This window comes from Gilliamella sp. wkB195, assembly GCF_001690445.1.
Lineage (GTDB): Bacteria > Pseudomonadota > Gammaproteobacteria > Enterobacterales > Orbaceae > Gilliamella > Gilliamella apicola_E.
This window is the reverse complement of sequence record NZ_LZGP01000018.1, coordinates 28,013-52,403: the sequence shown is the minus strand read 5'-3', so window position 1 is coordinate 52,403 and position 24,391 is coordinate 28,013. Positions and strand designations below refer to the sequence as shown.

Here is a 24,391-nt window from a genome sequence, read left to right as displayed (position 1 = left end):
TTTTATTTACTTGATGGTGAGAATGCATGAGTCACTTGGTTTATCATGCTTTCTGATATTCCCATGTCACTCATAATCGATTCAATAATGAGTATTTTACGAGCAGTATTGGTGTTGCTAATGACCCAGTATGGGGTGCCAATGATTTCTCGTGGTTTGGTATTTTTACCTGAGGTTTCAAGTGCTTTTTTGTCTTTAGCTAGGTATTGACGCTTTCTACCATGGAGTGAGGTCGCTGCAATGGAGAATAGTGCTGAGTTGTAGTTGTATAGCGCGTTTAATACCGTTAAAAATCGACTGATGGTAGATCTTTCTTTTGTAAATCTTTCACTTTTAATGAGGTTTTCAATAACTGAATAATTGTTTTCAGTGAGTTCTGATGGGGCAATTTCGATTGCTGACAATTGGTTGAACTTTAATAATCGTCTTAAAATACTTGAAGCATCTTCACCTATATGTTGAGTTTGACCTGCAATAAATTGATAAAGTTCTTCGTCGATTTCGATAGTTTTCATGCTGTTATTTTGCCTATAAAATTATTTTACTGGACATCCATCAGCTGCGATGGCGTCAAGATTTAAATTCGGGTTCACACAATCAAGCTTAGATTGATGAGTGACGGTTTCATTTTTCGTCGTTGTTTTTTGATTTTCATCATGACAGGCAGTTATCATAACTGATAATATTAAAGGAAAAAATAACCGTTTCATGTACTTATTGTATGGTAGATTAACTATTGAGCTGAGTATAACCTAAGTTGCTTATAATTTGTATTATCAATTGATAAAATTGTGAAAATGATGTTGTCGTTTTTGCAAAAGAATATTATGCTATTAGAGGTATAAAATTTTATACTCAATATATGAGGAATAAATTATGAAAAAAATCGTCACATTAACTATACTAGCAGCAATTTTATCTGGGTGCAGTAATAGTGATATTTATTCTGGCGATGTTTATACAACCGATCAAGCTAAGCAAGTTCAACAAGTAAGTTATGGTACAGTTGTTGCTGTAAGAGCTGTTAAGATTCAAGCTAACTCTGATGGCAAAAATGGTGGCAATGTTGCGGGTCCTTTAGGCGGCGCAGTCATCGGGGGTGTTTTAGGTAATACAATTGGTAATGGTACTGGGCGAATTTTAGCTGCAGCTACCGGTGCTGTAGGTGGTGCAATTTTAGGTGATGCGATTGAAAACAAATCAAGCCAAGCTGCAGCGGTTGAATTAGAAATCAAACAAGATAAAGGTTCAACGATTGTTATTGTTCAAAAAGGTGATGCTAAGCAGTTTTATCCTGGTCAAAAAGTGAAACTGATCTCTAACGGTAAACGTATTAGTGCAGCACCAAAATATAATTCAAGATATTAAAGGTTCCTTTTCAAATCTTACTGATTTGTTCGCCTTCACTTATTGTATGATTCGTGAAGGCATTTTTTTTCTTCCCTTTCTTCCTTTTTTTCCTTTTTTCCCATTTTTCCTATTTTTAAATTCTCTTGATTGATTATTTTGTCAGCATAAAAATTTGCTTGGTTTGGTGCAAATAGATAAACTCAAGTTAGATGTTTAATTGTAATAAGGAACAGTACTGCAATGCGTATTTTACATACTATGATCCGCGTCGGCGATCTAAAACTTTCAATTGATTTTTATACTCGTATAATGGGAATGAAGTTGCTTAGAACAAGTGAGAATCCTGAATATCAATACTCGCTTGCTTTTGTTGGTTATAGTGATGAGTCTGACAGTTCGGTGATTGAGTTGACCTATAATTGGGGAACGGATAAATATGATCATGGTACGGCGTTTGGTCATATTGCTATCGGGGTTGATGATGTGGCTAAGATGTGCGAAGACGTTCGTCAAGCGGGTGGTCGTGTGACTCGTGAGGCGGGGCCGGTTAAAGGTGGTAAGACGATTATTGCTTTTGTTGAAGATCCCGATGGTTATAAGCTGGAGTTAATTCAAAATAGCCAAGCGTCTGAAGCGTTAGGTAATTAATACGTTATATCGCCGATTTTTCGGCGATATTTTTTTCAAATCTATTAGTATTTTGGTGCAAGCAGGTCATCAATAAGTTGTTGGTGTGTGATGGTTTGTTTTGCTTGCTCAAGACTCGCTGTTGTCATAATGGCATTAAGTGCTGTTAATGATTCATCAAAATCATCATTTATTATGATGTAGTCATATTCGTTATAATGCGATATTTCAGATTGAGCTTTGTGCATTCTTTTGCTGATGATATTCGCGTCGTCTTGGCCTCGTTTAATCAGTCGATTTTCAAGCTCTTTTAGTGATGGCGGTAAAATGAAGATGCTTTTTGATTCAGGCATTTGCTGTCTTACTTGCTGTGCACCTTGCCAATCGATATCAAGAAAGACATTTATTCCTTGCTGTAATGATTGTTCGATTTCAGCTTTGGATGTGCCATAGTAGTGGTCAAAGACGTGAGCATATTCAACAAAGGCATTTTGTTTTATAAGCGATTCAAATTCTTGATTGTCTACAAAATAGTAGTGTTCACCTTGTTTTTCGCCCGGTCTTAGGTTTCTGGTTGTATGAGAGATTGAAACTTTAGCCGGATGGTGATTAGTTTGTGCTAAATAGGCGCGAATCAGGCTTGATTTGCCTGCACCACTTGGTGCTGAAATGATAAATAAAGTGCCTGTATACATAAATAATTTTACCGTAATATAATAAATAGTTTTAATAGAGCGTTGTTATACTCTATTATAGCAAAGTTTGATTATAAAATGCGGCTTATTGTTTTTAGTCTAATTAATTGTCTGCAATCTAATCTTTATCATTATAATTATTCAAGATATCAGTTTGTAAGGAATGAAAGATGTCATTAACGTTTGAAGATGGTGTGCGCGCCTGTATTCCCACCTTATTGGGGTATATTGGAATTGGTATCGCTGCGGGTGTAGTGGGTAAAGCCTCTAATTTGTCAGTGTTAGAAATCACCTTGATGGCTGCTATCATTTATGCGGGTGCATCGCAATTTATCATCACGGGTTTAATGATTGTAGCAACTCCGATTTCGGCTGTGATATTTACTGTTTTTTTGGTTAATTCACGCCATTTTTTGATGAGTATGGCTACTGCACCTGCTTTTCGGCGTTTTTCGCTTTTAAATAATATTGGGATTGGTAGCTTATTAACCGATGAGAGTTTTGCGGTTGCGATGAATGCCATTGCTAATAAAACGCCGATCAATCCGCCTTGGATGCATGGGCTGAATGTTACTGCTTATTTGGCGTGGATATTATCCTGTTTAGTTGGTGCATTGATTGGCGAGTGGTTGCCGAATCCTGCTCAGTTTGGTTTAGATTATGCATTAGTTGCGATGTTTATTGGTTTATTATATTTGCAGTTAACTGGTGATAAAACAAAAACCATTAGAAATCTGATTATTGCAATGTTAACTGTAACGGTGGTGTTGGTCTTTTTATTTCGATTTGTATCGTCAGAAATGGCAATATTATTTAGTACTTTTGCTGGCTGCTTTATGGGTATTATTGTGGAGCGTAAGGCATGAGTTTGTATAGTTTGTTGATTATTTTGGGGAGTGGTGTGGTGACTTGGTTACCGCGAGTTATTCCATTTTTATTAGTTAGAAAATTGCAATTGCCTGAAATCGTGATTCGTTTTCTATCTTATGTGCCTATCTGTATTTTAACTGCGCTATTTGTGCAAAATTTGTTTATTGTTAAGCAAGGTGAGTTTCCTTCTTTTAATTTGGAATATTGTTTAGCCGCTGTGCCAACTATTATCGTGGCGATATTGACACGAAACCTGATGTGGGTGGTGATTACTGGCATGAGTTGTATGGCTTTGATTCGGTATTTTATTCTCTAGCGATAAATAAAAAACAGGGCGATTGCCCTGTTTTTTATGTCAACATTGTTCTTTTTGCTCTAATCGCATGATGTTTCTTTTTAGTCTTTCAGCTTCGGCCGTTTGACCTAATTGAGTTAGGTAGTTGGCCATTGCTTTTTGATTGGCAAGATTGTTAATGATAGATTTTGGTTGTTTTTTCCACCATTTTATTAAAGCTAAAGGATCAATATCCGTAGATAACTGTTTTATACGACCAATATAAGCCGCTTGTTTGAACTGATCGAGTTGCGAATCAGGGTAAGCTTTGGTTTTGTATAAGATCGGTAACAGTTCTATCACCGCTTGATAATCTTGTGATTCATAATATAGCTGGTCTGCTAATTTTAGGAGCTCAATGTTACGCGGTTTTTCGTTTAGCAGTTTTTCGATTGTGATTTTGGCTGAGCTATATTCGTGATTTTTGATTTGTAACCGAATTTGTACAAGCTGAAAAGCAAATAATTCATTTGGTTGGCAACTTTTAGCTGCTTGCTCTAAAGATTGATTAGCGGCAATAAGTTGGTCATCATCAATTTGTGCTTGAGCAGCAAGTAAGTAAGATAGTGTCGAACTTTTTGCTCCTTTGGCACTTTTCATAAATAGTTTTGCTGCTTGTCGGTAATCACCTTCTAATAAATAAAATTGCGCTTGTTCAATACGTTTAATTGATTTTTTTGGCGATCGTAATCTAAACCAATTACCCAATTTGGTATTGAAGATTTTAGAGAATAATTTATAGATTAGGTATAGGCAGAGCAAGCCAATGATTTGCAATATCATAAATGAGTTAAATGACATGCTGATACGATATTTGGCAACTTCGAATACCGCAGAACCTTGGTGGCCTTCAAACAATGGCCCAAGGAAAAATCCACCAACTAATACTAGGAATATAATGAGTATTTTGAACATTATTATTCTCCTATTTACCTAATATCGATTTAACGCGGGTTTGCATTAATTTTTCAAGTTCAGTAATGCTGTCGAGTTTATCAGGTATATTTTGGTTACTGATTGGTTGGTTTTGTAAGTTTTCAAGTTCATCTATGAATGCTTTTACACTTGGGGCATTACCATCAAAATACGCATTGACCCAAATTGCGGTATCATTTAGCGCTTGTTGATAAATGAGTTCTTGATGTCTTGGTACTGCTTGAGCAGCAATTAATAGACGGAAACGGATATTTTCGCGCAGGTAAAGTGATTGTTCTGCACTAAGTGGTGTTTTTAGGATCTGGCATTTAACAATTTGCTTTTCGTCACTTCCAGCTTTGTCTAGGCACTCAGAAAAATGGTTATCTTTTACATCTAATTTTTCAATTTTGATGAATTTATCCATAAATGTTGAAGCATTAGCAAGTAAATTATCTGACCAATCATCTGTTGAATGGGTGACATTATCTGCTGAAGTATTGGCGTTGTTAGCAAGAGTATCGTCATATTGATTCATGCCCAGATCGATATCTTTATAGTTTCCAACTAATGGTAATTCTGTTATTGATTCAGTTAAACCAAGTAATTTTAGGATTATGCCATCAGCGTCAACAAAGGTGACTTGAGATAGTGAGTTAATATCTTTGGTGATCGCTTGTCGAGCAGGGAGTAAGCTTGGATCATTTGTTTTCGCTAAGCTTTCATCTGCACTTTTGAGTAATAAACGGGCGCTGGTGTAGTCTTGATCGCTCCAGATTTTTCTTCCCGCTAAATGCACTAGGTAGTTTGCTTGCGAGATGAGCCAAACGTTGTTATCCAGAGTCGATACGGCTGCTAAACGTTCGTTTAGGCTATTTAGGTTTTGCTCGTTTAATTTATTGGTATCATTAACTTGTTCAGTAAGTTGCTGTTGAGCTTTTTGGTTGTCGCTTAATTGACGGTCAACGCGTTGTGTTAATAATGAAAACTGTTGGTTTTGTTTATTGATGGCATCATCAATATTACTTTGAAGATCTTTAATGATATTTGCTTTGGTATTTTGTTTTAAATTGGCAATTTCAGTTTGTAGCGTTGAGATTTCATGTGTTTGGTTTTGGAGCTGTCTATAACCTTGAAAATAGATCAATCCACCTAAGCAAACTGTTAATCCGATGGCGAGTATTGAGAGTTTTGATACTGGCGCTTTTAGCGTATTGACTGATGGCTCAGGTTGAGGACTAGAAGGTTTTGGCTCTTTTTTATTTATATTCATCATATTATTCGCTTCTGTCTTTTTTATTTGGCTAAATGAAGTGGTGCTGATGTTTGATAGTGTTGCATTGGCACCATAATATCTAGATGGCATAAATTACCTCATTTAGATTTTTGAGAAATATTTTCCGCATTATGACATAGAGTTATCATTGTTTTAAATAAAAATTCATTATTTGCGCTAACAATTTGTAAAACGTTATGCCAATTTAGTTGCTTGGCTTTTTCGAATATCCGTGGGCTAGTTACCACCAATTGTGCTTCATATTTATGTTTATTTTGGCAATATGTGTCGAGTTGGAGTAGGTGATCGACACTTGTTACGAGTAGGATTTGTTGAGCAATATCATCAGTTAGTATGTTGGCTGGATATTGAATTGGTTGACGAAAATAACATTGTATTGAGGTCACGTTTGCTTTTTGTTGCAACTCTTGAGAGAGCAATTGCCGTCCATTGTTTCCACACAAAATTAAAACGGAACGGCCTTGCAAGTCAGTCAATAGTGGTAATAATCCCTCACTATGTTCCTCACTTGGATAATCAACGTGAACGTCAGCTTGTTGACTAAACAATTGAGCTGACTTTTTGCCAATGGCAAAATAGCGTAGATGTTTAGGAAAGCTTAGATTAGGTTGATGTTCTTTTATCATATAGCTGACTTGTGGCGATACCACAATTACGATATCTGATGGCGCAAGTTGGTAGAGCTGTTGTTGAAGGTTATTTAGTCCGTGACCTGCTAAGATTTTGAATAATGGGAGATGAGTTGCCGGAATATTTGCTTGATTTAATTGCTGGGTTAGCTTATCCCCTTCGGGGGAAGGGCGAGTAATATAAATCATCAATCAATTATTTCCGCTAAAATTTTATCAGCTCCTTTGGCTAACAATTCTGATGCCAGTTGTTGACCTAAGGTTTCAGGCTCGGTTGCTGATTTGGTTAGCGTCGCTTTAATGATTTTGCTCCCATCAATACTACCAACTAACCCGGTTAAAGTTAATAAATCATTCGTTAATTGACTATAGCAGGCGATTGGCACTTGGCAACCACCTTGTAAGGCTTGATTCATTGCTCTTTCTGCTTGGATACAAATTCGGCTGTTTTTATCGTCTAGAGGTGCAAGTAATTTAAGAATCGTGTCATCATTTGATCGGGTTTCAATGCCAACCGCACCTTGCCCAACCGCCGGTAAGATTAAATCTGTTGTTATATATTGTTTGATTCGTTCTTGTAATCCTAATCGCTTTAAACCGACAGCGGCGAGGATGATTGCATCGTATTGTTGATCGTCTAATTTTGCTAGACGAGAGCCTACATTTCCACGTAAATCTTTTATGATGAGATGTGGATATTTGGCTCGCAATTGACATTGGCGTCTTAGACTTGAAGTGCCAACAATGGCACCTTGCGGTAAATCGTCCAAGCTTTGATATTGGTTTGATATGAGTGCATCACGTACGTCATCGCGTTGGCAGATGGTTGATAGGGTTAGTCCTTCAGGGAATTGGGCTGGAATATCTTTTATTGAGTGAACAGCAATATCAGCTTCGTTGTTTAATATGGCTTGCTCTAGTTGCTTTACAAATAATCCTTTTCCACCAATTTTTGACAGTGGACTATCTAAAAGCACATCACCTTTGGTTACCATAGGAAGCAGTTCCACAGTCAGATCGCTATGGATAGCTGTCAGTTGTTCTTTTACATAGTTAGCCTGCCAAAGTGCTAAGGGGCTTTTACGTGTGGCGATGCGAATTTTCAATGGTGTTTCCATTCCTTTCAAATCTTTGTTTATCTTTTCTTTAACTCTTGAGTCGATTTGCCTAAAGTCTTGAGTGCTTTAGGCATGAAGACATTTTTATTTTTTTACGGTTTAAATGTGACGCTTAAAGTTCATCGACAAAACGAATTGCATAACCAATATAATTTGCCGGAGTTAATTGTTTTAATCGTGCTTTTTCATGTTCAGGTAAAGCTAACGAGTCAATGAATTGTTGCATTCCTTGTGAATCAACACGTTTACCGCGAGTGAGTTCTTTTAATTTTTCGTATGGTTTTTCGATACCATAACGGCGCATTACGGTTTGAATTGGTTCGGCTAGCACTTCCCAATTACGGTTAAGCTCTTCAAGTAGATATTCTTGATTGACTTCAAGCTTATTTAAGCCTTTTAGGGTCGATTGATAAGCGATGATCGCATAACCAATACCTACACCGAGGTTACGTAATACTGTTGAGTCAGTTAAATCTCGTTGCCAACGAGAAATAGGTAGTTTGCTACCCAAGTGACTCATAATAGCGTTAGCTATACCTAAGTTACCTTCAGAGTTTTCAAAATCAATTGGGTTAACTTTGTGTGGCATGGTGGAAGAGCCGATCTCACCAGCGATGGTTTTTTGTTTGAAATGATTTAGTGCAATATAACCCCAAACATCACGATCAAAGTCGATCATGATGGTATTGAAACGCGCAACACAATCAAAATATTCGGCAATATAATCATGTGGTTCAATTTGCGTGGTGTATGGATTCCATTGTAATCCCAATGATGTGACAAATTCTTCACTAAATTTGTGCCAATTGATTTGTGGGTAAGCTACCATGTGTGCATTATAGTTACCTGTCGCACCATTGATTTTACCTAGAATTTCAATTGACTGTAGTTGTTTAAGTTGTCTTTTTAAACGGTAGGCTACATTAGCAAACTCTTTACCAATGGTAGATGGTGTAGCGGGTTGTCCGTGCGTTCTTGATAGCAATGGCAGATCACGATAAGCTTTAGCTTGAGCGGTGATAATATCAATCAATTTACTCCAATAAGGAACGATTACTGTATCTCGCGCTGTTTTTAGCATTAATGCGTAAGATAGATTGTTAATATCTTCTGAGGTACAGGCAAAGTGGATAAATTCGTTAATAGCTTGTAGCTCTTCGTTACTGTTTACTTTCTCTTTTAGGAAATATTCAACCGCTTTAACATCATGGTTTGTGGTTTTTTCGATGGTTTTAATGCGTAATGCATCTTGTTCATCAAAGTTTTCTACAATTTGGTTAAGGTGTTTAGTGGCAAGCTCACTTAAAGCTGGAACCTCCAGAATATCTGCTTGGCTAGCTAATTTTTGTAGCCAACGTACTTCAACTTGAACGCGATATTTTAATAAACCATATTCACTAAAAATTGTGCGTAATTCTGTTGTTTTGTCACCATAACGACCATCAATTGGTGATAGGGCGGTTAGAGCAGATAATTCCATCGGTTTTACTCCGTTGCTATTTTTTAATTTAATAACTTTGTTGATTAATTTCTTTTAATAACTCTTGCGCTGCATTAGCTATTCGTTTGCGACTTAATAGGAATTGGAAGCGACTTCCTCCCACTTGATACCATAAAATGGCCGAGCGAACACAACTCAATAGTGAAGATCTGACTTTGGCTTGAACTAATGAATTTTGTAGATATTCAGCTTTACCTACCACTTTGATTTTTGTTGCTAACGGGCTGATGATATCAGAATAGATTCCAGCTAATGAATAAGAGAGGTCGTCAATATGATTGTCGATTGTTTCATTATTCATTTCAGGATACAGACCGGATATTCGTTGTAAACGCTGATCGATTTTATCTAACGCTTCACTATTTTTTAATAGTTTGCTGGTAATACCTAAGGTGCCAAAAAGGTAACGAATTAGTTCAACTTGCTGTTTTTGATTTGAGGAGAGTAGGGTAATAAGTGTCTCTAATCCTGTTTTAATATTGTTTATACCATCATAAACATCATCAGTAGTTTTTGGTGATGTGTTGAATATGCTTTTTATCGATACTTGATAAATCGTAATATTACAAACCCCAGTATTAGCAAGCTGGGGGATAAGTGTTGCGCTTTGCGTCGCGCCTGCAAGAGCTATGGCAATATGATGGTATTTACTGTTCACTTTAATGCTCCTTACTGCTGATAATTCGTTCCTCAATAATTCCGCCACCAAGGCAAACTTCATTTTGATAAAACACTGCTGATTGTCCTGGTGTAACGGCTGCAACAGGTTTGTCAAACATCACTTCAATTTTATCTTCACCTAGTGGCGTAACACAACAAGAGATATCTTGTTGACGATAGCGCGTTTTTACTGTGCAGTGAAATGGTTGGGTAACAATTTTACGATCAACCCAGTGCAGTTGTTGAGCAATTAAACCATCTGAAAATAGTGCAGGATGGTCATGACCTTGAGCAACAATTAATTCATTATTTTTAATGTCTTTATCAACGACGTACCATGGTGTGTCGTCGGCTTGTTTTAGTCCACCAATGCCAAGCCCTTTGCGTTGACCTAATGTGTGGTACATTAATCCTTGGTGTTGACCAATAACTTCACCATTTACGGTTCGAATAACGCCTGATTGTGCAGGTAAATAACGCGCTAAGAAGTCACTGAATTTTCGTTCTCCGATAAAACAGATACCTGTTGAGTCTTTTTTGGCTGCGGTTGCTAAGCCAAGTTGCTCTGCGATCTTTCTTACTTGTGGTTTTTCAAGTTCGCCGACAGGAAATAAACTTTGACGAATTTGGTCTTCACTAAGCGTATATAAAAAATAACTCTGATCTTTGTTGTTGTCGATTCCACGGAGTAATTCAACTTTGTCGCCATTTTCGCGTTTACGAACATAATGACCTGTCGCAATATAATCGGCATTTAGATCTTCTGCTGCATATTCGAGAAATGCTTTAAATTTGATCTCTTTGTTACATAATATATCTGGATTTGGTGTTCGCCCCGCTTTGTATTCAGACAAAAAATGTTCAAAGACATTGTCCCAATATTCTGCAGCAAAGTTGATGGTATGGAGTTTGATATTTAATTTGTCACAGACTGCTTGTGCATCGGCTAGGTCAATTGCTGCCGAGCAATATTCTTCAGTGTCATCTTCTTCCCAATTTTTCATAAATAGACCAACAACATCATAGCCTTGTTGTTGTAATAAATAAGCAGAAACGGAAGAATCTACGCCGCCAGACATGCCGACAACGACTTTTTTTCGAGTGTTTACATTTGGCATAATAACTAAATTAATGGGCAAAAATTTTGTGTGATTTTAGCATAATTAAGGCTAAATGTATAAGGTTATGCTATGTGGAATGTGATTAGATTGCTTAATTTTGTTAATGACATTTTTATTACAATGTTGTTCGCAGAAAAAAATGTAATATCGAGTGATAAAAAACTCCATTGATTTGCATCAGTGGAGTAAAAATAAAAAAAAGCGCTATGGCAATATTAATTGAGATTTTTCAATAAATAGATTACATGACCAATTATTTTAAAATCTTTTTGCTCATTTTTCGCTTTCGTAATAGTCGGGTATTTTGGGTTGTCTGAAATCAATAACAGATTTGAACCTTGATTTTGAATTCGTTTAATAGTAATTTGATCGTCATATTGTACAGTATAGAGGAAACCATCAACTGGTTTATTATTTGCTGTATTAATAATGACTATATCATGATTGGATATAGTTGGTTCCATACAATCACCTTTAGCCCAAACAGCAGCAAGATCACCTGCTTCACAACCTTGATGTTTAGTTAAAGTGAGATCAAATGGGATCGTATCTAAAATTGTGAATGCGTTAATGGTTTCGTTCTTATTAAGAAACGGAACATTCACTGTACCTCGGCTTAGCGTTTCAGGTAGTAATCGACATTCACCTTTACCTGTTGCTAACCATTCAATTGACACATCGCATTTATCTGCGATAGTAGCCAACCGACTGAGTGATGGATAGGTTTTTCCACTTAAGTAATCACGGATTACGGCTTCGGACATACCAACACTTCTGGCAAATGCATTGCCTGAGCGACCTTCTAATAGGAGAGTTAATCGGTTTTTAAAAGTTTCAATACAAGTATCGTTAAGTGTTCGTGTTTTTTCTTTGGTTTTTTGTTTTTTTTCTTTAGTTTCCATTATATTTCATTCCATTTTCGGTGTTTTTTTTGTTTTTATTATTTTAATTCGTTTTTTTATGTGCTATTCTTTGCCGGTAACTTTTTATCGTTCTAGAATCGTAATACCGATAATCTTTACAATAGCAAAAAATTTAACCAATAGAGGATCTCATAATGAGAGAACAAGATCAAGACTGGACACCATCAAGAGTTGTAGGTGAAATTAAAATTCGAGGCGGAAATTTAAGGGCGCTTTCACGTTCAAGTGGTTTACAGGCTGATACTTTACGTAATGCTTTATATCGTCATTGTCCAAAATATGAACGTATTATCTCTGAATATTTGCAAGTGCCTGTTGAAAAAATTTGGCCATCTAGGTATGAAAATAAGGTTAAAAAATAAGTTACAAAGTTTAAAAGAAGACGCCTTTTATAGGCGTCTTTTTTATTTTAATTCTTATTTTTTAGCTTGTTCTGCTGCTCTAACAATCGCTGCAAAAGCATCTGCTTTTAATGAAGCTCCACCAACTAATGCACCATCAATATCTGGTTGAGTGAATAGTTCTGCTGCATTTTTGTCATTTACAGAACCACCGTATTGAATTATAACTTGTTTAGCGACAGCGGCATCTTGTTTTGCAATGTGGTCACGAATAAATTTATGTACTGCTTGCGCTTGAGTTGGAGTTGCAGATTTTCCAGTCCCAATTGCCCAAACTGGTTCATAAGCAATTACTGCACCATTAAATGCTTGAACACCTAATGCATTAATTACTGCATCAATTTGACGAGCACATACTGCTTGAGTTTGACCTGCTTCGTTTTCAGCTTCTGTTTCACCAATACATAGTACAGGAACGAGTCCAGCTTCTTTTAATACGCCGAATTTTTGAGCGATAAATTCATCTGATTCTTTATGATAAGTACGACGTTCAGAGTGACCAATGATCACGTGAGTCACACCGATTTCTTTTAACATAGTGGCTGAGACTTCACCAGTATAAGCACCTGAAAGATGAACACCAACATCTTGTGCGCCTAAAAGAATAGTTGAGCCGCCTAATTGATGTTTAACGAAATCTAAGTACACAGTCGGTGGTGCAATTGCAATATCGCAGTTTGCTTCAGTTGATAGCTCAGCTCTTAGTCCTGCAACTAAGTCTTTAGCCATTTCGATACTTCCATTGAGTTTCCAGTTACCCATTACGAGTGGTTTTCGCATAATTTTCTCCAACTTAAGATTTAAAAAGGTGTTGATTTCAGAATGAATTCGTTATAATACTCCTTATTATACACCAAATAAATTGAGCTTGAGGAAAAATATGTCATTAGAAATATTGAATCAATTAGAAACTAAAATTCAAAACACTGTAAACACTATTAATACCTTGAAAGAAGAGATTTCGAGATTAAAGCAAGGCAATCATGAACTTGAACAATTAATTAATGATAGTTCAGATGAGATGAAAGCATTACGTGACGAAAATGAGAAGTTAAAACAAGATCAACAAGTTTGGCAACAACGTATTCAAACCCTTTTAAGCAAAATTGGTGAAATAACCCAGTAAATGATTCAATTTTTTTAACGCGACTTAGGTCGCGTTTCTTTTATGACGACTAATTAATGTGAAGATGATATTTAAATGCGCGAACAGCTAAAATCTTTATGGCTTACTCAAACCATTCATTTAATAGAATCCGAATCAGGTCGATTTGCTGATCAAGATATTAATCGACAAGTTAAAGCTATGCCAACCTCTTTGGTTAACCGTATCATTACACGTGCAACGATACTGTCTAAACAAAATGGTTTATATTCTGCGCAAAAGGTTATTTTACGTTCTATTAAAATTTCTTTCTGTTTATTACTGTTAATTTCGATTTTTTTAGGTGGTTCATTAACATTTAGCGCTTTGAGTCAAAATCCAATCAATTTGTATTGGGCGCTATTGTGTTTATTAGGTGTTCATTTTATTACGCTCATTATTTGGATTAGTTCATTTTTTTTCTTTTCTCGCTTTGGTGGTAGTTTATTAATCCATTGTTGGTTATGGATAGCCCAAAAGCTCTATCAAAAAAAGACCGTGCAACAGCTTGTACCGGCTTTTATCACTTTATTTGGTTCTTCAATCCGTTGGTTGCTTGGTTTTGTTCTGAATCTTTTTTGGGTCGTTATTTTATGTAGTGCTTTATTCGTTTTAGTGATGTTATTTTCAACTCAGCACTACAGTTTTGAGTGGAAAACCACTTTATTAAGTTCTGATACCATTATTAAGTTAACTCATTATTTAGGTTATGTTCCATCTTTGTTTGGTTTTCCGATTCCAAATGATGATGTGATTAAGCTTAGTGAACACGCTTTAAGTGAGGGTGACATTCGTTCTTCTTGGGCGATTTGGCTATTAGGTGTTTTTTTCTGTTATGGATTAGCCGTTCGATTTCTATTAATGACTTTCTGTGGCATCGCTTGGGTTGTGAGTAGCCGAAAAATTAAATTAAATTTGGATGATCCTGACTTTCAAATCCTATCCCAACAATTACAGCCACTTTTAACCCAAATGGTGGATGAAGATAAGTTAGGCGAACCTAAATGGCAACTACCAATCTCACAGATTGAAGAAGGAAGTGGTGTCTATTTAGTGGCTGTGGATGTAGATGAGAGTTGGAATCCACCGTATGAAGGGCATTTTTACGGATTTTTAAATACTCGTGAGCAGCGAAATGCAATATTAGATCTTTTGCAATTAAAACCAGCGTATAAAGTGTTAATTGCAATCGATACTGATCGAGCACCAGATCGCGGGGTATTAAATTTTGTTCAACAATTAATGAATAAATCACAGCAAAGTCGAATATGGTTTATTAATCAAGGTAAACAATTACATAATTGGCAATCGTTATCTTTACCGTTAGCTAATCCTAGTTGGTTAGATCAGGATAATTAATATGATAACTTCATTGAAATTAGCGATAGTTGGACATGCAAATTTTGGTAAAACTTCACTTTTGCGTGCATTAATAAGAGATAGTCATTTTGGTGATGTTTCTGATAAACCAGGTACTACTAGACATGTAGAGTCAATCAAACTTCCACTAGCGGATAACACCGACATCACTTTTTATGATACACCTGGATTTGAAGACAGTTTGGCGCTTTATGACTATATCAATCAACTTGTATCGCCAAATAGTAAGCTTGATGGAGTCGATAAATTAACGATTTTTTTACAAAGCCCAGAAGCTGAAAACCTCTTCAATCAAGAAGCAAAAGTAATCCGACAGGTGTTAAATTGTGATGCTGCTATCTATGTGATCGACGTGCGAGAGCCCGTTCTACCTAAATATCACGATGAATTAGCTATCTTAGCCAATAGCGATAAACCGATTCTTGCAGTACTTAACTTCATTTCAGCTGAGGAACAGAATGAAAAGGAATGGAAAAGATTGCTTTCAAGAATGGGGATTCATGCTATCATTGGGTTCAACGCTGTTTTTCCACCCTTAGACGGTGAAGAAAAATTGTACAATAGCTTGGCGTTATTGGTTGAACCAGCAAAAAAAATATTGGATAATTGGCTAGTTAATATTGCTAAAACTCGTGAATCACGTAATCGTACAGCTAACCAAATCATTGCAGAAGCATTAGTTGATGTGACTGCTTTTTATGAAATGGCAAAATCTGATGATAAGCAAGCTGTCGCTGACATGCAAAATAAAGTCAGGAAACGTGAACAGAAAGCAATTAATGATTTATTGAAGCTCTATCAATTCGATTCAACTCAAGAGAGTGAAGAGAATTTGCCTTTAATCAAAGGCCGTTATAATGCAGACTTGTTTAATCTTGATGCATTAAAAACGATGGGGGTTCACTTGACCAAAGGTTTTGTGTCGGGCGCTACAATCGGTGCTAGCATTGATTTAGCAACTGGTGGATTATCATTTGGTTCAGCTGCGTTAATAGGTGCAGCCGTTGGTAGTTTAATGCAAACTGCTAAGCATTATGGATCGAGAATGCGCTATCAGCTTTCTGGATTTAGTAAACTAAGTGTTGATGATGTGATCATTTGTTTTCTTTCTTTACGATTAGTTCAGCTTAAAGAGAGTTTAAATTTTCGCAGCCACGCGAACCTTAGCCCAATTAAGTTGTCTAAACTTGATGAGAATAAGTGGCAAAAAGGCGTTTTACCTAAAAGTTTAAAGGTAGCAAGACGTTATTCGCAGTGGTCTACGTTGAATAAAGGAACAAGAAGAAATGACAAGAAAAGACAATCGATTATTAACGAAGTTGCGCAGCAGCTGCGGTAGCGTTAAAAAGCGATTATTAGTAAGCTCACTAATTTTATCATTATTCGTATTATTTGGTTGTAGTAGCAGTCATAGCCAAGTATCAGTTAAATCTGATCCTGTGATGTTAGCCAAAATTGAACAGCACTACTCAAAATGGAAGAGAACACCTTACCGTTATGGTGGTACTACTTTAGCTGGTAGTGATTGTTCTGGTTTAGTTATGAACTTCTACAAAAATAGATTACAAAAGACCCTTCCAAGAAGTGCTGCTGAACAAGCTAAATTAGGTTATAAAGTTACCACGCCTAAAGCGGGTGATTTAGTCTTCTTCAAAACTGGACGTAGTCGTAGCGGATTACATGTTGGTATTTATTATGCAGATGGTAAATTCTTACATGCTTCAACTTCAAAAGGTGTTATCTATTCAAATCTGAATGAAGATTACTGGAAAAAACATTACTGGATGACACGTCGTGTGACCGGTCGTTAAAAAAGTTTAATAAATATAATAAAAAACTCTCTATATTTAGAGAGTTTTTTTTATTCCCCAAAATTAGATCTTCATTAAAGAGATTAAACGGATTAATTTAACTAATTAATCCGTTTTTAGATTTAGCTGTCAGCTGGCGTTTCTATATCGGAATAGGTTGCTAGCATCTGCAAGAATTTAAATTTGGAATTAACCATTTTTGCAGATTGTTCATGCAAGGTATTAGCAATCACTGGCTCAAGTGTTTCTAAACGACGGAATCGCTGTTCTTTGAGTAACACATCAGATAATGATTCACTGTTTGGTGCTTTTGAGTCTAGCACTAGACCCGGTTTTCCTTCTTGCATACGACGAGGATCATAACGGTATAGTGGCCAAAAACCAGATTTTACTAAATCTTTCATTTGTTCATGAGATTTAGATAAATCATAACCATGTTCTTCACAAGGACTATAAGCAATAACGAGAGAAGGGCCGTTATAGGCTTCAGCTTCTTGTAAAGCTTTTAGGGTTTGATTTAGTTGTGAGCCTAAGGCAACTTGAGCGACATAAACGTGACCATACATCATCACACTCACACCTAGATCTTTACGAGCTTTATTTTTACCTAAATCAGCAAATTTTGATACAGCTCCCATTGGCGTAGCCTTCGATTGTTGACCACCAGTATTTGAGTAACATTGAGTATCAAGAACTAAGATATTTACGTTTTCAGTGAGACTCATTACATGGTCTAATCCACCAAACCCAATATCATATGCCCAACCATCACCACCAATTGCCCATACTGATTTATCAATTAAGTAGTCAGCATCTTGTATTAGCTCTTTAGCTTCCGATGAGGTTAAATGAGCTAATTGTTGACGAAGTAAATTGACTTGCGTACGTTTTTCATCAATTGAAAGATCTGGAGATTGTAAATTGATTACAATTTCTGGTGAAATTTCGCCTGCAATATGTTCCAACAAACGTAATGCTCGTTTTTTATGTTGGTTATAGGTAATTCGATAGCCAAGGGCGAATTCGGCATTATCTTCAAATAATGAATTTGCCCATGCGGGTCCTCGGCCATTGCGATCGGTGGTATATGGTGTTGACGGTAAGTTACCCCCATAAATTGATGAACAACCGGTGGCATTAGCAATAGCGAGATGATCACCATATAATTGCGTTAATAATTTGATGTAAGGTGTTTCACCACAACCCGCACATGCACCAGAATATTCAAATAATGGTGTTAATAGTTGCGATGTGCGTATATCTATACGTTCGAGGGTTTTTATTTCACGATCTGGTAGTGCAGTAAAGTACTCATAATTAGTCCGCTGTGTTTCAAGATTATCAATGCGCGACTGCATATTGATAGCTTTGATATCAAAGTTATTGCGGTCACGTGAAGGACAAACTTCAACACACAAATTACATCCAGTACAATCTTCAGGCGCAACTTGTAATACGTAGCGTTGACCTTTCATATCTCGCGCTTTCACTTCTAGTGAGCTTAACGATTCTGGTGCATTAACTATTTCACTAACCACTTTGGCTCGAATAGCCGCATGAGGACAAGCTACTACACAATGGTTACATTGGGTACAAAGTTCGGGTTTCCAAATTGGAATTTCTTCCGCAATATTGCGTTTTTCCCATTTAGTGGTGCCAACTGGCCATGTTCCATCGGGCGGGAACGCCGAAACGGGTAAAGTATCACCTAAGCCGGCTAACATTGTTGCAGTAACCATTTTAACAAAATCAGGCGCATTGCTTGGTACGACTGATGGGCGCAATGGGCTACTTTCATCAACACAACTTAATGGAATTTGTTCAAGTGATGCGATGGCTAAATCAAGCGCTTTCCAGTTATTTTCAACAATATCTTGCCCTTTACTGCTATAACTTTTGGCAATAACTTCTTTCAGTTGAGTGATACTGAAATCATTTTTAAATATTTCAGATAAATGGAAGAAAGCGGCTTGCATTACGGTGTTTATTCTTGCCCCTAAGTTACATTCTCGAGCAATTTTAGCCGCGTTAATAATATAAAAGTGCGCTCTTTTCTTGATTAATTGAACTTGCACTTCTTTAGGTAATCTATGCCAGATTTCATTCTTACTATAAGGTGTATTAAGCAAGAAGATACCATCGTCTTTTAATCTTTCAACAATTTGGTATTTGTCGATAAACTGATCTTGATGACAACCAATAAAATGAGCACTGGTGATTAAATACGGTGAGTCAATTGGTTCGAGGTTGACTCTAAGATGAGAGGTGGTTAAACCGCCTGCCTTTTTCGAGTCATAAACAAAATAACCTTGAACATAAAATGGTGAGTTATCACCAATAATTTTAATATTATTTTTTGTTGCAGATACGGTTCCATCACTTCCCAAACCATAAAATAATGCTTCAAGTGCCGATTTTTGTGGTATTGATTGTTCTGGTAATGGTAATGATAATCCAGTTATGTCATCGTAAATACCAACAGTAAATCGAGGTTTTGGCTTCTCAGTTGCTAATTCATTAAAAATAGCTAATACCGAGCGAGGATCGAACTCTTTCGAAGATAGACCATAACGACCACCAATAATTTGTGGTAAATGGCTACGTTCACCGCGAGAAAAACTTTCAGCAAATGCTGTCATTACATCTAAATAAAGTGGTTCTGCTTGAGCGCCTGGTTCTTTGGTGCGATCCATCACCGCGATTTTTTTTACGGTTTGAGGAATAATATCAAGCAGATGTTTTGCTGAAAAAGGGCGGTATAATCTGACGATGACTACGCCAACTTTTTCATCATTTTTGATTAGATGATCAACCACTTCTTTGGTGGTACTGACCCCCGATCCCATAATGACAATAATACGTTGCGCATCTTCTGCGCCATAATATTCGAAAGGCTGGTATTTTCTACCTGTCTCTTTTTCAAATGCCTGCATCGCATCAACAACATGGTTGTAAGCATTTTCATAATAGGGATTAATGGCTTCACGACATTGGAAGTAGGTATCAGGATTAGCTGATGTTCCGCGTATTACCGGCTTATCTGGTGTTAATGCGCGAGCACGGAAAGCTTCAATAGCTTGATTAGGTAGTAAGTTACGAATTTGTTCATCACTGATTGGGTAAATTTTATTGACCTCATGTGAGGTTCTAAATCCATCAAAAAAGTGGACAAATGGTATACGACTATTGAGTGTTGCTATTTGTGAAATTAACGCTAAATCTTGAGCTTCTTGTACTGAGCTAGAACAAAGCATGGCGAAACCAGTTTGCCTGATTGACATGACATCTGAATGGTCACCAAAAATAGATAATGCATGAGTTGCAACGGTACGAGCAGCAACGTGTAAAACAAATGGTGTTAATTCTCCCGCTATTTTGTATAGCGAAGGAATCATTAATAGTAAACCTTGTGATGAGGTAAATGATGTTGCTAGTGCGCCAGTCATTAATGCGCCATGCACGGTCGAGATTGCGCCAGCTTCGGATTGCATCTCAACTACTTTTGGGGTATCACCAAATACGTTGGGCTTATTAAATTCTGCCCATGTGCTGGCTTGCTCAGCCATTGATGAACTCGGTGTAATTGGATAAATAGCAATGACTTCGTTTGCACGATATGCGACAGATGACACCGCACTATTAGCATCTGATATTATCATTAAAAAACCTTGTATTTTATCGTTTTATGACATTACTTAGTTATTATATTTTTTTGACTATTGTACCAGAAAGTAAGATAGCTTTTAGTTATTTTTGTGTTAAATTTTTCCGTTATGACTATCTGTTTTTAATCATGACCAAGCGAATTATCATTGGTAAATCGAATTCCAAAAGTTGATGATTAAGCTAACTTGACAAGTTATTTAAGTTGAAGATTTTTTGAAAGCTTACCAATGAGTAGTATCAATAGTATTGATTGGATAAAAAGTTTATATTATCCAAACAGTTGGATAATATAAACGAATAGTATTATTTAATAATTACACGCTCAGTTGATGATGATGTTTTTATTTCACCTAGTAGCCAGGCTTTTTCACCATGCTCATTAAGCAAATTGATGGCTTGGTCAGCTAACTGTTTTGGTAAAGCGATGATTAAACCAACGCCACAGTTGAAAGTACGATACATTTCCTGGCGACTGACATTACCTGCTTGTTGTAACCAATTGAAGATTGACGGCCATTGCCAGCTTGATTCATCAATAATCGCTTGAGTGTTATCCGGTAAAACACGAGGGATGTTTTCCCAAAAGCCACCACCAGTAATATGGGCAATTGCATGAACTTCGATTTTGGAAATCAAATCGAGAACAGATTTGACATAAATTTTGGTTGGAGCAAGTAGATGATCAGCTAATGGTTTTCCATCTAATTGTTCAGTAGCTGGATTTACACCACTCACTTCAATTATTTTTCGAACTAAAGAGTAGCCATTAGAGTGGGCGCCACTTGATGCTAGAGCAATTAAAGCGTCACCATCTTGTACTTTACTCCCATCAATCATTTCTGCTTTTTCAACTACGCCAACACAAAAGCCGGCTAAGTCATAATCATCACCGTGATACATTCCTGGCATTTCAGCTGTTTCACCACCAACTAAAGCGCAGCCTGATTGTTTACAACCTTCAGCGATACCTGTAACGACTGTTGCTGCAACATCAACATTAAGTTTGCCTGTTGCATAGTAATCTAAGAAGAATAACGGCTCCGCACCTTGAACAATCAAATCATTAACACACATTGCAACTAAATCAATACCAATTGATTCATGGCGGTTTAAATCCATTGCCAGACGTAATTTTGTGCCAACACCATCAGTACCTGATACTAAAATAGGTTGCTTATATTTTTGCGGAATTGCACATAATGCACCAAAACCACCTAGTCCACCCATAACCTCAGGACGTTTGGTCTCTTTTACAACAGATTTAATGCGATTTACCAGTTCATTGCCTGCATCGATATCGACACCGGCATCTTTATAGCTAAGAGATTTGTTATTTGACACGGGAGCAGTCCTTACAGTAGAAAAATTGTTTGATATTTTAGCAAGGATGAAATTTATTGGCGACTAATTATTAATAAAATAACTTATTAATTAAAGAGATTCATTGTTCTCAAACCAACTCTCTAAAATAATAATGGCAGAAGTTGCATCAACATGACCTTTTTCAAGTGCCCGATAACCACGTGAAGCAAAAATGTGTGATTTAGCCTCAACTGTGGATAATCGTTCATCTTGTAGATGTACTTGATAACCAAACATACCATGCAAACGGTTAGCAAATTTGCGAGCTCTAGCGGTTAAAGGTTGTTCTGTGCCATCCATATTTAGTGGTAGTCCAACCACTAAATAATCGGGTTTCCATTCATTAAGTACTTTTTCAATCGCTTGCCAATTAGGTATGCCATCACGAGCTTTAAATGAACAAAGTGGGTTAGCGGTTTTGGTGATGTCCTGACCAATAGCTGCACCAATACTTGCAGTACCAAAATCAAATGCAATAATAGTTGCCATTGTCTATGCATTACCCATTTGGTGAGAAATAGTACTGATATTAATGCCCAATGATTCAGCCGCTTTTTTCCAACGATCCTCAATAGCCACTTCAAAAATAATTTGTGGATCTGCTTCGGTAACTAACCAGTCATTTTTGGCTACTTCACTTTCAAGTTGTAATGATTGCCAACTTGAGTAACCCAGTGCTAGAAAGATATCTTTTGGTTGTTCTGGAGAGCCAATCGATTTCAATGCGTCAAGTGATGTGGTTATCATCACATCATCAGAAATCTGTATACTTGATGCAAACCCCTTATGAGGCGTGTGTAAAATAAAACCTTGCTCCTCGGCAAGTGGTCCACCACAAAATACTGGATGCTCAAGTTCAGCACAACTTTTTGATGCAGTGATTTCAAGACGGGACAATACGGTTTCAACATTGAGATCTATAATAGGCTTATTCAAAATAATACCCATTGCACCATCACGATTATGTTCACAGATATACACCACAGAACGACTAAATACTGAATCATGTAGTGTTGGCATTGCAATAATAAAATGATTTTTTAAATTCATACGCTCACATTGTTGTTAAATTATAATGCACATTTACCAATTTTGACTTTATGTTCTACATTACAACGCATTAATACTTCTGGATGATTGGTTTCTTCGTTAATTGATTCACCAATAATTTCAAAATCCTGTGATAAGTAAAAGTTAATCGCATCACTATTTTGTTTATACACATGTACCAATAATTCATTGTGACGCTGTTTTGCTTTTTCAACTAGCGCAGCTCCAGTTCCTTGATGACGAAAACCTTCTTCAACAAAGAGTCCAGAAATATAATTCTCAGTTAAACCTATAAAACCTACTACGCCATTAAGATCTTGAACATAGATAGTTGACATTGGAATCAACATTTTAACTATATCGTAGTTCTGTTTAAAAAATTCAAGATCAATAAAGTTGTGAGCTTGTTCATTACCTTGTAGCCATATCTTCATAATGGCTTCTAAATCTTTTGGTTGGTATTCTCTAATCATTTTTTTAACTCTTCTTATTTAATCTTGATTCAATCGCGTCCATTAAAAGCCCCGTGATTGATAAATCTGGATGGGCATTTTCAATTTCTCGTACACAAGTTGGACTAGTGACGTTAATTTCAGTTAATTTATCCCCAATTACATCAAGTCCGACAAATAAAAGTCCTTTTTGTTTTAATGTTGGTCCAATACTGTTGGCAATTTTCCAATCACTATCACTTAAAGCTCTTACTTCACCATGTCCGCCAGCGGCTAAGTTTCCACGTGTTTCACCTTTTTGAGGTATCCGCGCCAAACAATAAGGAACCGGAACACCATCGACAACTAAAATACGTTTATCACCATCTTTTATTGCTGGGATAAAATTTTGTGCCATACAGTAACGAGTATTATGCTCGGTAAGTGTTTCAATTATCACTGACACATTGGGATCATCTTGTTTGATTCTAAAAATTGACGAACCGCCCATACCATCAAGTGGTTTCAAAATAATGTCATGAAATTGTTGGTGGAAAGCCTTAATTTGTGATGTTTGGCGAGTAACTAAAGTTTCCGGCGTAAAATCAGCAAACCAAGCAGTAAATAATTTTTCATTACAATCACGTAAGCTTTGTGGCTTATTAACCACTAATACGCCTTTATCTTCAGCGCGTTCTAAAATATAAGTCGCATAGATAAATTCGGTATCAAAAGGCGGATCTTTACGCATTAGTATCACATCGAGTTCACTTAATGCTATTGTTTGTTCGTCACCAAAATCAAACCAATGTTCACTATTGTTATGAACTGTTAGTATACGAGTGGTTGCACTTGCTTCACCATTACGTAAAAATAGATCATTCATCTCCATATAATAGAGTTGATAACCTCGCTTTTGTGCTTCAAGCAGCATAGCAAAGCTGGTATCTTTTTTTAATTTGATATGGCTGATGGGGTCCATAACAATACCAAGTTTAATCATGTTGACTCCTTACTGATTTTATCTGATTGCATTGAATTTGCTGTTGATGACTTGCACACTTTTCTACCTATTTAATATCGCTTATGAGAAAACAAGGCCGAGC

27 protein-coding genes are annotated in these 24,391 nt (G+C 36.6%); 9 read left to right on the top strand and 18 right to left on the bottom strand.

What is annotated here, in order from left to right:
* Positions 1 to 2: 2 nt before the first annotated feature.
* Together A9G08_RS05160 and A9G08_RS11655 are read right to left on the bottom strand one after the other, a co-directional pair.
* Complete coding sequence (locus tag A9G08_RS05160) at positions 3 to 515, bottom strand: hypothetical protein (protein WP_065562668.1); 513 nt, start codon at positions 513 to 515, stop codon at positions 3 to 5.
* A 21-nt stretch (positions 516 to 536) separates the two neighbouring features.
* The gene (locus A9G08_RS11655) at positions 537 to 710 is read right to left on the bottom strand and encodes a hypothetical protein (protein WP_176701518.1); all 174 of its coding nucleotides are present in this window, start codon (positions 708 to 710) and stop codon (positions 537 to 539) included.
* A gap of 163 nt (positions 711 to 873) precedes the next feature.
* Between A9G08_RS11655 and A9G08_RS05155 the strand changes: the two genes are divergently transcribed.
* On the top strand, positions 874 to 1,368 hold the full coding sequence (locus A9G08_RS05155) for a glycine zipper 2TM domain-containing protein (protein WP_065562667.1): 495 nt from the start codon (positions 874 to 876) through the stop codon (positions 1,366 to 1,368).
* Between the two features lie 222 nt (positions 1,369 to 1,590).
* On the top strand, positions 1,591 to 1,998 hold the full coding sequence (gene gloA / locus A9G08_RS05150; protein ID WP_065562666.1) for a lactoylglutathione lyase: 408 nt from the start codon (positions 1,591 to 1,593) through the stop codon (positions 1,996 to 1,998).
* A 44-nt stretch (positions 1,999 to 2,042) separates the two neighbouring features.
* Here the strand turns inward: gloA and gmk are convergent, their stop codons facing one another.
* Entirely contained in the window at positions 2,043 to 2,672 is a 630-nt protein-coding gene (gene gmk / locus A9G08_RS05145; RefSeq protein WP_065562665.1) for a guanylate kinase, read from the bottom strand.
* Between the two features lie 170 nt (positions 2,673 to 2,842).
* Between gmk and A9G08_RS05140 the strand changes: the two genes are divergently transcribed.
* Both A9G08_RS05140 and A9G08_RS05135 read left to right on the top strand, forming a co-directional pair.
* Positions 2,843 to 3,538 (top strand): AzlC family ABC transporter permease, encoded by a 696-nt coding sequence (locus A9G08_RS05140; protein WP_065562664.1) that lies wholly within the window; start codon positions 2,843 to 2,845, stop codon positions 3,536 to 3,538.
* Positions 3,535 to 3,858 carry an AzlD domain-containing protein gene (locus A9G08_RS05135; protein WP_065562663.1) on the top strand — a complete coding sequence of 108 codons (324 nt, stop codon included), beginning with the start codon at positions 3,535 to 3,537 and terminating at the stop codon, positions 3,856 to 3,858. Before A9G08_RS05140 ends, A9G08_RS05135 begins: the two co-directional genes overlap by 4 nt.
* Positions 3,859 to 3,897: 39 nt before the next feature.
* On the opposite strand, the gene A9G08_RS05130 is transcribed toward A9G08_RS05135, so the two are convergent.
* The 8 genes from A9G08_RS05130 to A9G08_RS05095 all read right to left on the bottom strand — a co-directional run bounded on the left by A9G08_RS05130 (position 3,898) and on the right by A9G08_RS05095 (position 12,019).
* Positions 3,898 to 4,791, bottom strand: coding sequence for a heme biosynthesis HemY N-terminal domain-containing protein (locus A9G08_RS05130; protein WP_065562662.1), 894 nt, complete (start codon positions 4,789 to 4,791; stop codon positions 3,898 to 3,900).
* 10 nt (positions 4,792 to 4,801) lie between these two features.
* Complete coding sequence (locus tag A9G08_RS05125; protein ID WP_065562661.1) at positions 4,802 to 6,157, bottom strand: uroporphyrinogen-III C-methyltransferase; 1,356 nt, start codon at positions 6,155 to 6,157, stop codon at positions 4,802 to 4,804.
* A gap of 8 nt (positions 6,158 to 6,165) precedes the next feature.
* Positions 6,166 to 6,906 carry a uroporphyrinogen-III synthase gene (locus A9G08_RS05120; RefSeq protein ID WP_065562660.1) on the bottom strand — a complete coding sequence of 247 codons (741 nt, stop codon included), beginning with the start codon at positions 6,904 to 6,906 and terminating at the stop codon, positions 6,166 to 6,168.
* Positions 6,906 to 7,835 (bottom strand): hydroxymethylbilane synthase, encoded by a 930-nt coding sequence (gene hemC, locus A9G08_RS05115; RefSeq protein WP_065562659.1) that lies wholly within the window; start codon positions 7,833 to 7,835, stop codon positions 6,906 to 6,908. The genes A9G08_RS05120 and hemC overlap by 1 nt, the downstream gene beginning before the upstream one ends.
* 112 nt (positions 7,836 to 7,947) lie before the next feature.
* Entirely contained in the window at positions 7,948 to 9,315 is a 1,368-nt protein-coding gene (purB, locus tag A9G08_RS05110; RefSeq protein WP_065562658.1) for an adenylosuccinate lyase, read from the bottom strand.
* 28 nt (positions 9,316 to 9,343) lie between these two features.
* Positions 9,344 to 9,994 carry a high frequency lysogenization protein HflD gene (gene hflD / locus A9G08_RS05105; protein WP_065562657.1) on the bottom strand — a complete coding sequence of 217 codons (651 nt, stop codon included), beginning with the start codon at positions 9,992 to 9,994 and terminating at the stop codon, positions 9,344 to 9,346.
* A gap of 1 nt (position 9,995) precedes the next feature.
* Positions 9,996 to 11,114, bottom strand: coding sequence for a tRNA 2-thiouridine(34) synthase MnmA (mnmA, locus tag A9G08_RS05100; protein ID WP_065562656.1), 1,119 nt, complete (start codon positions 11,112 to 11,114; stop codon positions 9,996 to 9,998).
* Between the two features lie 218 nt (positions 11,115 to 11,332).
* The gene (locus tag A9G08_RS05095) at positions 11,333 to 12,019 is read right to left on the bottom strand and encodes a LexA family transcriptional regulator (RefSeq protein ID WP_065562655.1); all 687 of its coding nucleotides are present in this window, start codon (positions 12,017 to 12,019) and stop codon (positions 11,333 to 11,335) included.
* A 155-nt stretch (positions 12,020 to 12,174) separates the two neighbouring features.
* On the opposite strand from A9G08_RS05095, the gene A9G08_RS05090 reads away from it, so the two are divergent.
* Entirely contained in the window at positions 12,175 to 12,402 is a 228-nt protein-coding gene (locus A9G08_RS05090; protein WP_065562654.1) for a helix-turn-helix domain-containing protein, read from the top strand.
* Positions 12,403 to 12,456: 54 nt separating this feature from the next.
* Here A9G08_RS05090 and tpiA read toward each other — a convergent pair whose 3' ends face one another.
* The gene (tpiA, locus tag A9G08_RS05085) at positions 12,457 to 13,221 is read right to left on the bottom strand and encodes a triose-phosphate isomerase (protein ID WP_065562653.1); all 765 of its coding nucleotides are present in this window, start codon (positions 13,219 to 13,221) and stop codon (positions 12,457 to 12,459) included.
* Between the two features lie 100 nt (positions 13,222 to 13,321).
* Between tpiA and zapB the strand changes: the two genes are divergently transcribed.
* The 4 genes from zapB (at position 13,322) to A9G08_RS05065 (ending at position 16,776) form a co-directional block, all read left to right on the top strand.
* On the top strand, positions 13,322 to 13,567 hold the full coding sequence (gene zapB / locus A9G08_RS05080) for a cell division protein ZapB (protein WP_065562652.1): 246 nt from the start codon (positions 13,322 to 13,324) through the stop codon (positions 13,565 to 13,567).
* Positions 13,568 to 13,642: 75 nt separating this feature from the next.
* Positions 13,643 to 14,944 (top strand): DUF2868 domain-containing protein, encoded by a 1,302-nt coding sequence (locus A9G08_RS05075; RefSeq protein ID WP_065562651.1) that lies wholly within the window; start codon positions 13,643 to 13,645, stop codon positions 14,942 to 14,944.
* 1 nt (position 14,945) lies between these two features.
* Positions 14,946 to 16,304: a DUF3482 domain-containing protein gene (locus A9G08_RS05070; protein ID WP_065562650.1), complete on the top strand. Its 1,359-nt coding sequence runs from the start codon at positions 14,946 to 14,948 to the stop codon at positions 16,302 to 16,304.
* Positions 16,252 to 16,776 carry a C40 family peptidase gene (locus tag A9G08_RS05065; protein ID WP_081299493.1) on the top strand — a complete coding sequence of 175 codons (525 nt, stop codon included), beginning with the start codon at positions 16,252 to 16,254 and terminating at the stop codon, positions 16,774 to 16,776. The genes A9G08_RS05070 and A9G08_RS05065 overlap by 53 nt, the downstream gene beginning before the upstream one ends.
* 122 nt (positions 16,777 to 16,898) lie before the next feature.
* On the opposite strand, the gene nifJ is transcribed toward A9G08_RS05065, so the two are convergent.
* From nifJ to gshB, 6 genes are all read right to left on the bottom strand, one after another.
* Positions 16,899 to 20,435 carry a pyruvate:ferredoxin (flavodoxin) oxidoreductase gene (gene nifJ, locus A9G08_RS05060; RefSeq protein ID WP_065562649.1) on the bottom strand — a complete coding sequence of 1,179 codons (3,537 nt, stop codon included), beginning with the start codon at positions 20,433 to 20,435 and terminating at the stop codon, positions 16,899 to 16,901.
* A gap of 310 nt (positions 20,436 to 20,745) precedes the next feature.
* Complete coding sequence (gene purM, locus A9G08_RS05055) at positions 20,746 to 21,783, bottom strand: phosphoribosylformylglycinamidine cyclo-ligase (RefSeq protein ID WP_065562648.1); 1,038 nt, start codon at positions 21,781 to 21,783, stop codon at positions 20,746 to 20,748.
* Between the two features lie 90 nt (positions 21,784 to 21,873).
* Positions 21,874 to 22,293, bottom strand: coding sequence for a Holliday junction resolvase RuvX (ruvX, locus tag A9G08_RS05050; RefSeq protein WP_065562647.1), 420 nt, complete (start codon positions 22,291 to 22,293; stop codon positions 21,874 to 21,876).
* 3 nt (positions 22,294 to 22,296) lie between these two features.
* Positions 22,297 to 22,854: a YqgE/AlgH family protein gene (locus A9G08_RS05045; RefSeq protein WP_065562646.1), complete on the bottom strand. Its 558-nt coding sequence runs from the start codon at positions 22,852 to 22,854 to the stop codon at positions 22,297 to 22,299.
* A 20-nt stretch (positions 22,855 to 22,874) separates the two neighbouring features.
* Positions 22,875 to 23,327, bottom strand: a complete 453-nt coding sequence (locus A9G08_RS05040; protein WP_065562645.1) for a GNAT family N-acetyltransferase — start codon at positions 23,325 to 23,327, stop codon at positions 22,875 to 22,877.
* Positions 23,328 to 23,331: 4 nt separating this feature from the next.
* Entirely contained in the window at positions 23,332 to 24,288 is a 957-nt protein-coding gene (gene gshB / locus A9G08_RS05035) for a glutathione synthase (protein ID WP_065562644.1), read from the bottom strand.
* Positions 24,289 to 24,391 lie beyond the last annotated feature (103 nt).

Bases quoted from the DNA above. Each gene is read 5' to 3' on its own strand.
- A9G08_RS05160 (WP_065562668.1), bottom strand. From the start codon at position 515: ATGAAAACTATCGAAATCGACGAAGAACTTTATCAATTTATTGCAGGT.
- A9G08_RS11655 (WP_176701518.1), bottom strand. From the start codon at position 710: ATGAAACGGTTATTTTTTCCTTTAATATTATCAGTTATGATAACTGCC.
- gloA (WP_065562666.1), top strand. From the start codon at position 1,591: ATGCGTATTTTACATACTATGATCCGCGTCGGCGATCTAAAACTTTCA.
- gmk (WP_065562665.1), bottom strand. From the start codon at position 2,672: ATGTATACAGGCACTTTATTTATCATTTCAGCACCAAGTGGTGCAGGC.
- A9G08_RS05140 (WP_065562664.1), top strand. From the start codon at position 2,843: ATGTCATTAACGTTTGAAGATGGTGTGCGCGCCTGTATTCCCACCTTA.
- A9G08_RS05135 (WP_065562663.1), top strand. From the start codon at position 3,535: ATGAGTTTGTATAGTTTGTTGATTATTTTGGGGAGTGGTGTGGTGACT.
- A9G08_RS05130 (WP_065562662.1), bottom strand. From the start codon at position 4,791: ATGTTCAAAATACTCATTATATTCCTAGTATTAGTTGGTGGATTTTTC.
- A9G08_RS05125 (WP_065562661.1), bottom strand. From the start codon at position 6,157: ATGCCATCTAGATATTATGGTGCCAATGCAACACTATCAAACATCAGC.
- A9G08_RS05120 (WP_065562660.1), bottom strand. From the start codon at position 6,906: ATGATTTATATTACTCGCCCTTCCCCCGAAGGGGATAAGCTAACCCAG.
- hemC (WP_065562659.1), bottom strand. From the start codon at position 7,835: ATGGAAACACCATTGAAAATTCGCATCGCCACACGTAAAAGCCCCTTA.
- purB (WP_065562658.1), bottom strand. From the start codon at position 9,315: ATGGAATTATCTGCTCTAACCGCCCTATCACCAATTGATGGTCGTTAT.
- mnmA (WP_065562656.1), bottom strand. From the start codon at position 11,114: ATGCCAAATGTAAACACTCGAAAAAAAGTCGTTGTCGGCATGTCTGGC.
- A9G08_RS05095 (WP_065562655.1), bottom strand. From the start codon at position 12,019: ATGGAAACTAAAGAAAAAAAACAAAAAACCAAAGAAAAAACACGAACA.
- A9G08_RS05090 (WP_065562654.1), top strand. From the start codon at position 12,175: ATGAGAGAACAAGATCAAGACTGGACACCATCAAGAGTTGTAGGTGAA.
- tpiA (WP_065562653.1), bottom strand. From the start codon at position 13,221: ATGCGAAAACCACTCGTAATGGGTAACTGGAAACTCAATGGAAGTATC.
- zapB (WP_065562652.1), top strand. From the start codon at position 13,322: ATGTCATTAGAAATATTGAATCAATTAGAAACTAAAATTCAAAACACT.
- A9G08_RS05075 (WP_065562651.1), top strand. From the start codon at position 13,643: ATGCGCGAACAGCTAAAATCTTTATGGCTTACTCAAACCATTCATTTA.
- A9G08_RS05070 (WP_065562650.1), top strand. From the start codon at position 14,946: ATGATAACTTCATTGAAATTAGCGATAGTTGGACATGCAAATTTTGGT.
- A9G08_RS05065 (WP_081299493.1), top strand. From the start codon at position 16,252: ATGACAAGAAAAGACAATCGATTATTAACGAAGTTGCGCAGCAGCTGC.
- nifJ (WP_065562649.1), bottom strand. From the start codon at position 20,435: ATGATAATATCAGATGCTAATAGTGCGGTGTCATCTGTCGCATATCGT.
- ruvX (WP_065562647.1), bottom strand. From the start codon at position 22,293: ATGGCAACTATTATTGCATTTGATTTTGGTACTGCAAGTATTGGTGCA.
- A9G08_RS05045 (WP_065562646.1), bottom strand. From the start codon at position 22,854: ATGAATTTAAAAAATCATTTTATTATTGCAATGCCAACACTACATGAT.
- A9G08_RS05040 (WP_065562645.1), bottom strand. From the start codon at position 23,327: ATGATTAGAGAATACCAACCAAAAGATTTAGAAGCCATTATGAAGATA.
- gshB (WP_065562644.1), bottom strand. From the start codon at position 24,288: ATGATTAAACTTGGTATTGTTATGGACCCCATCAGCCATATCAAATTA.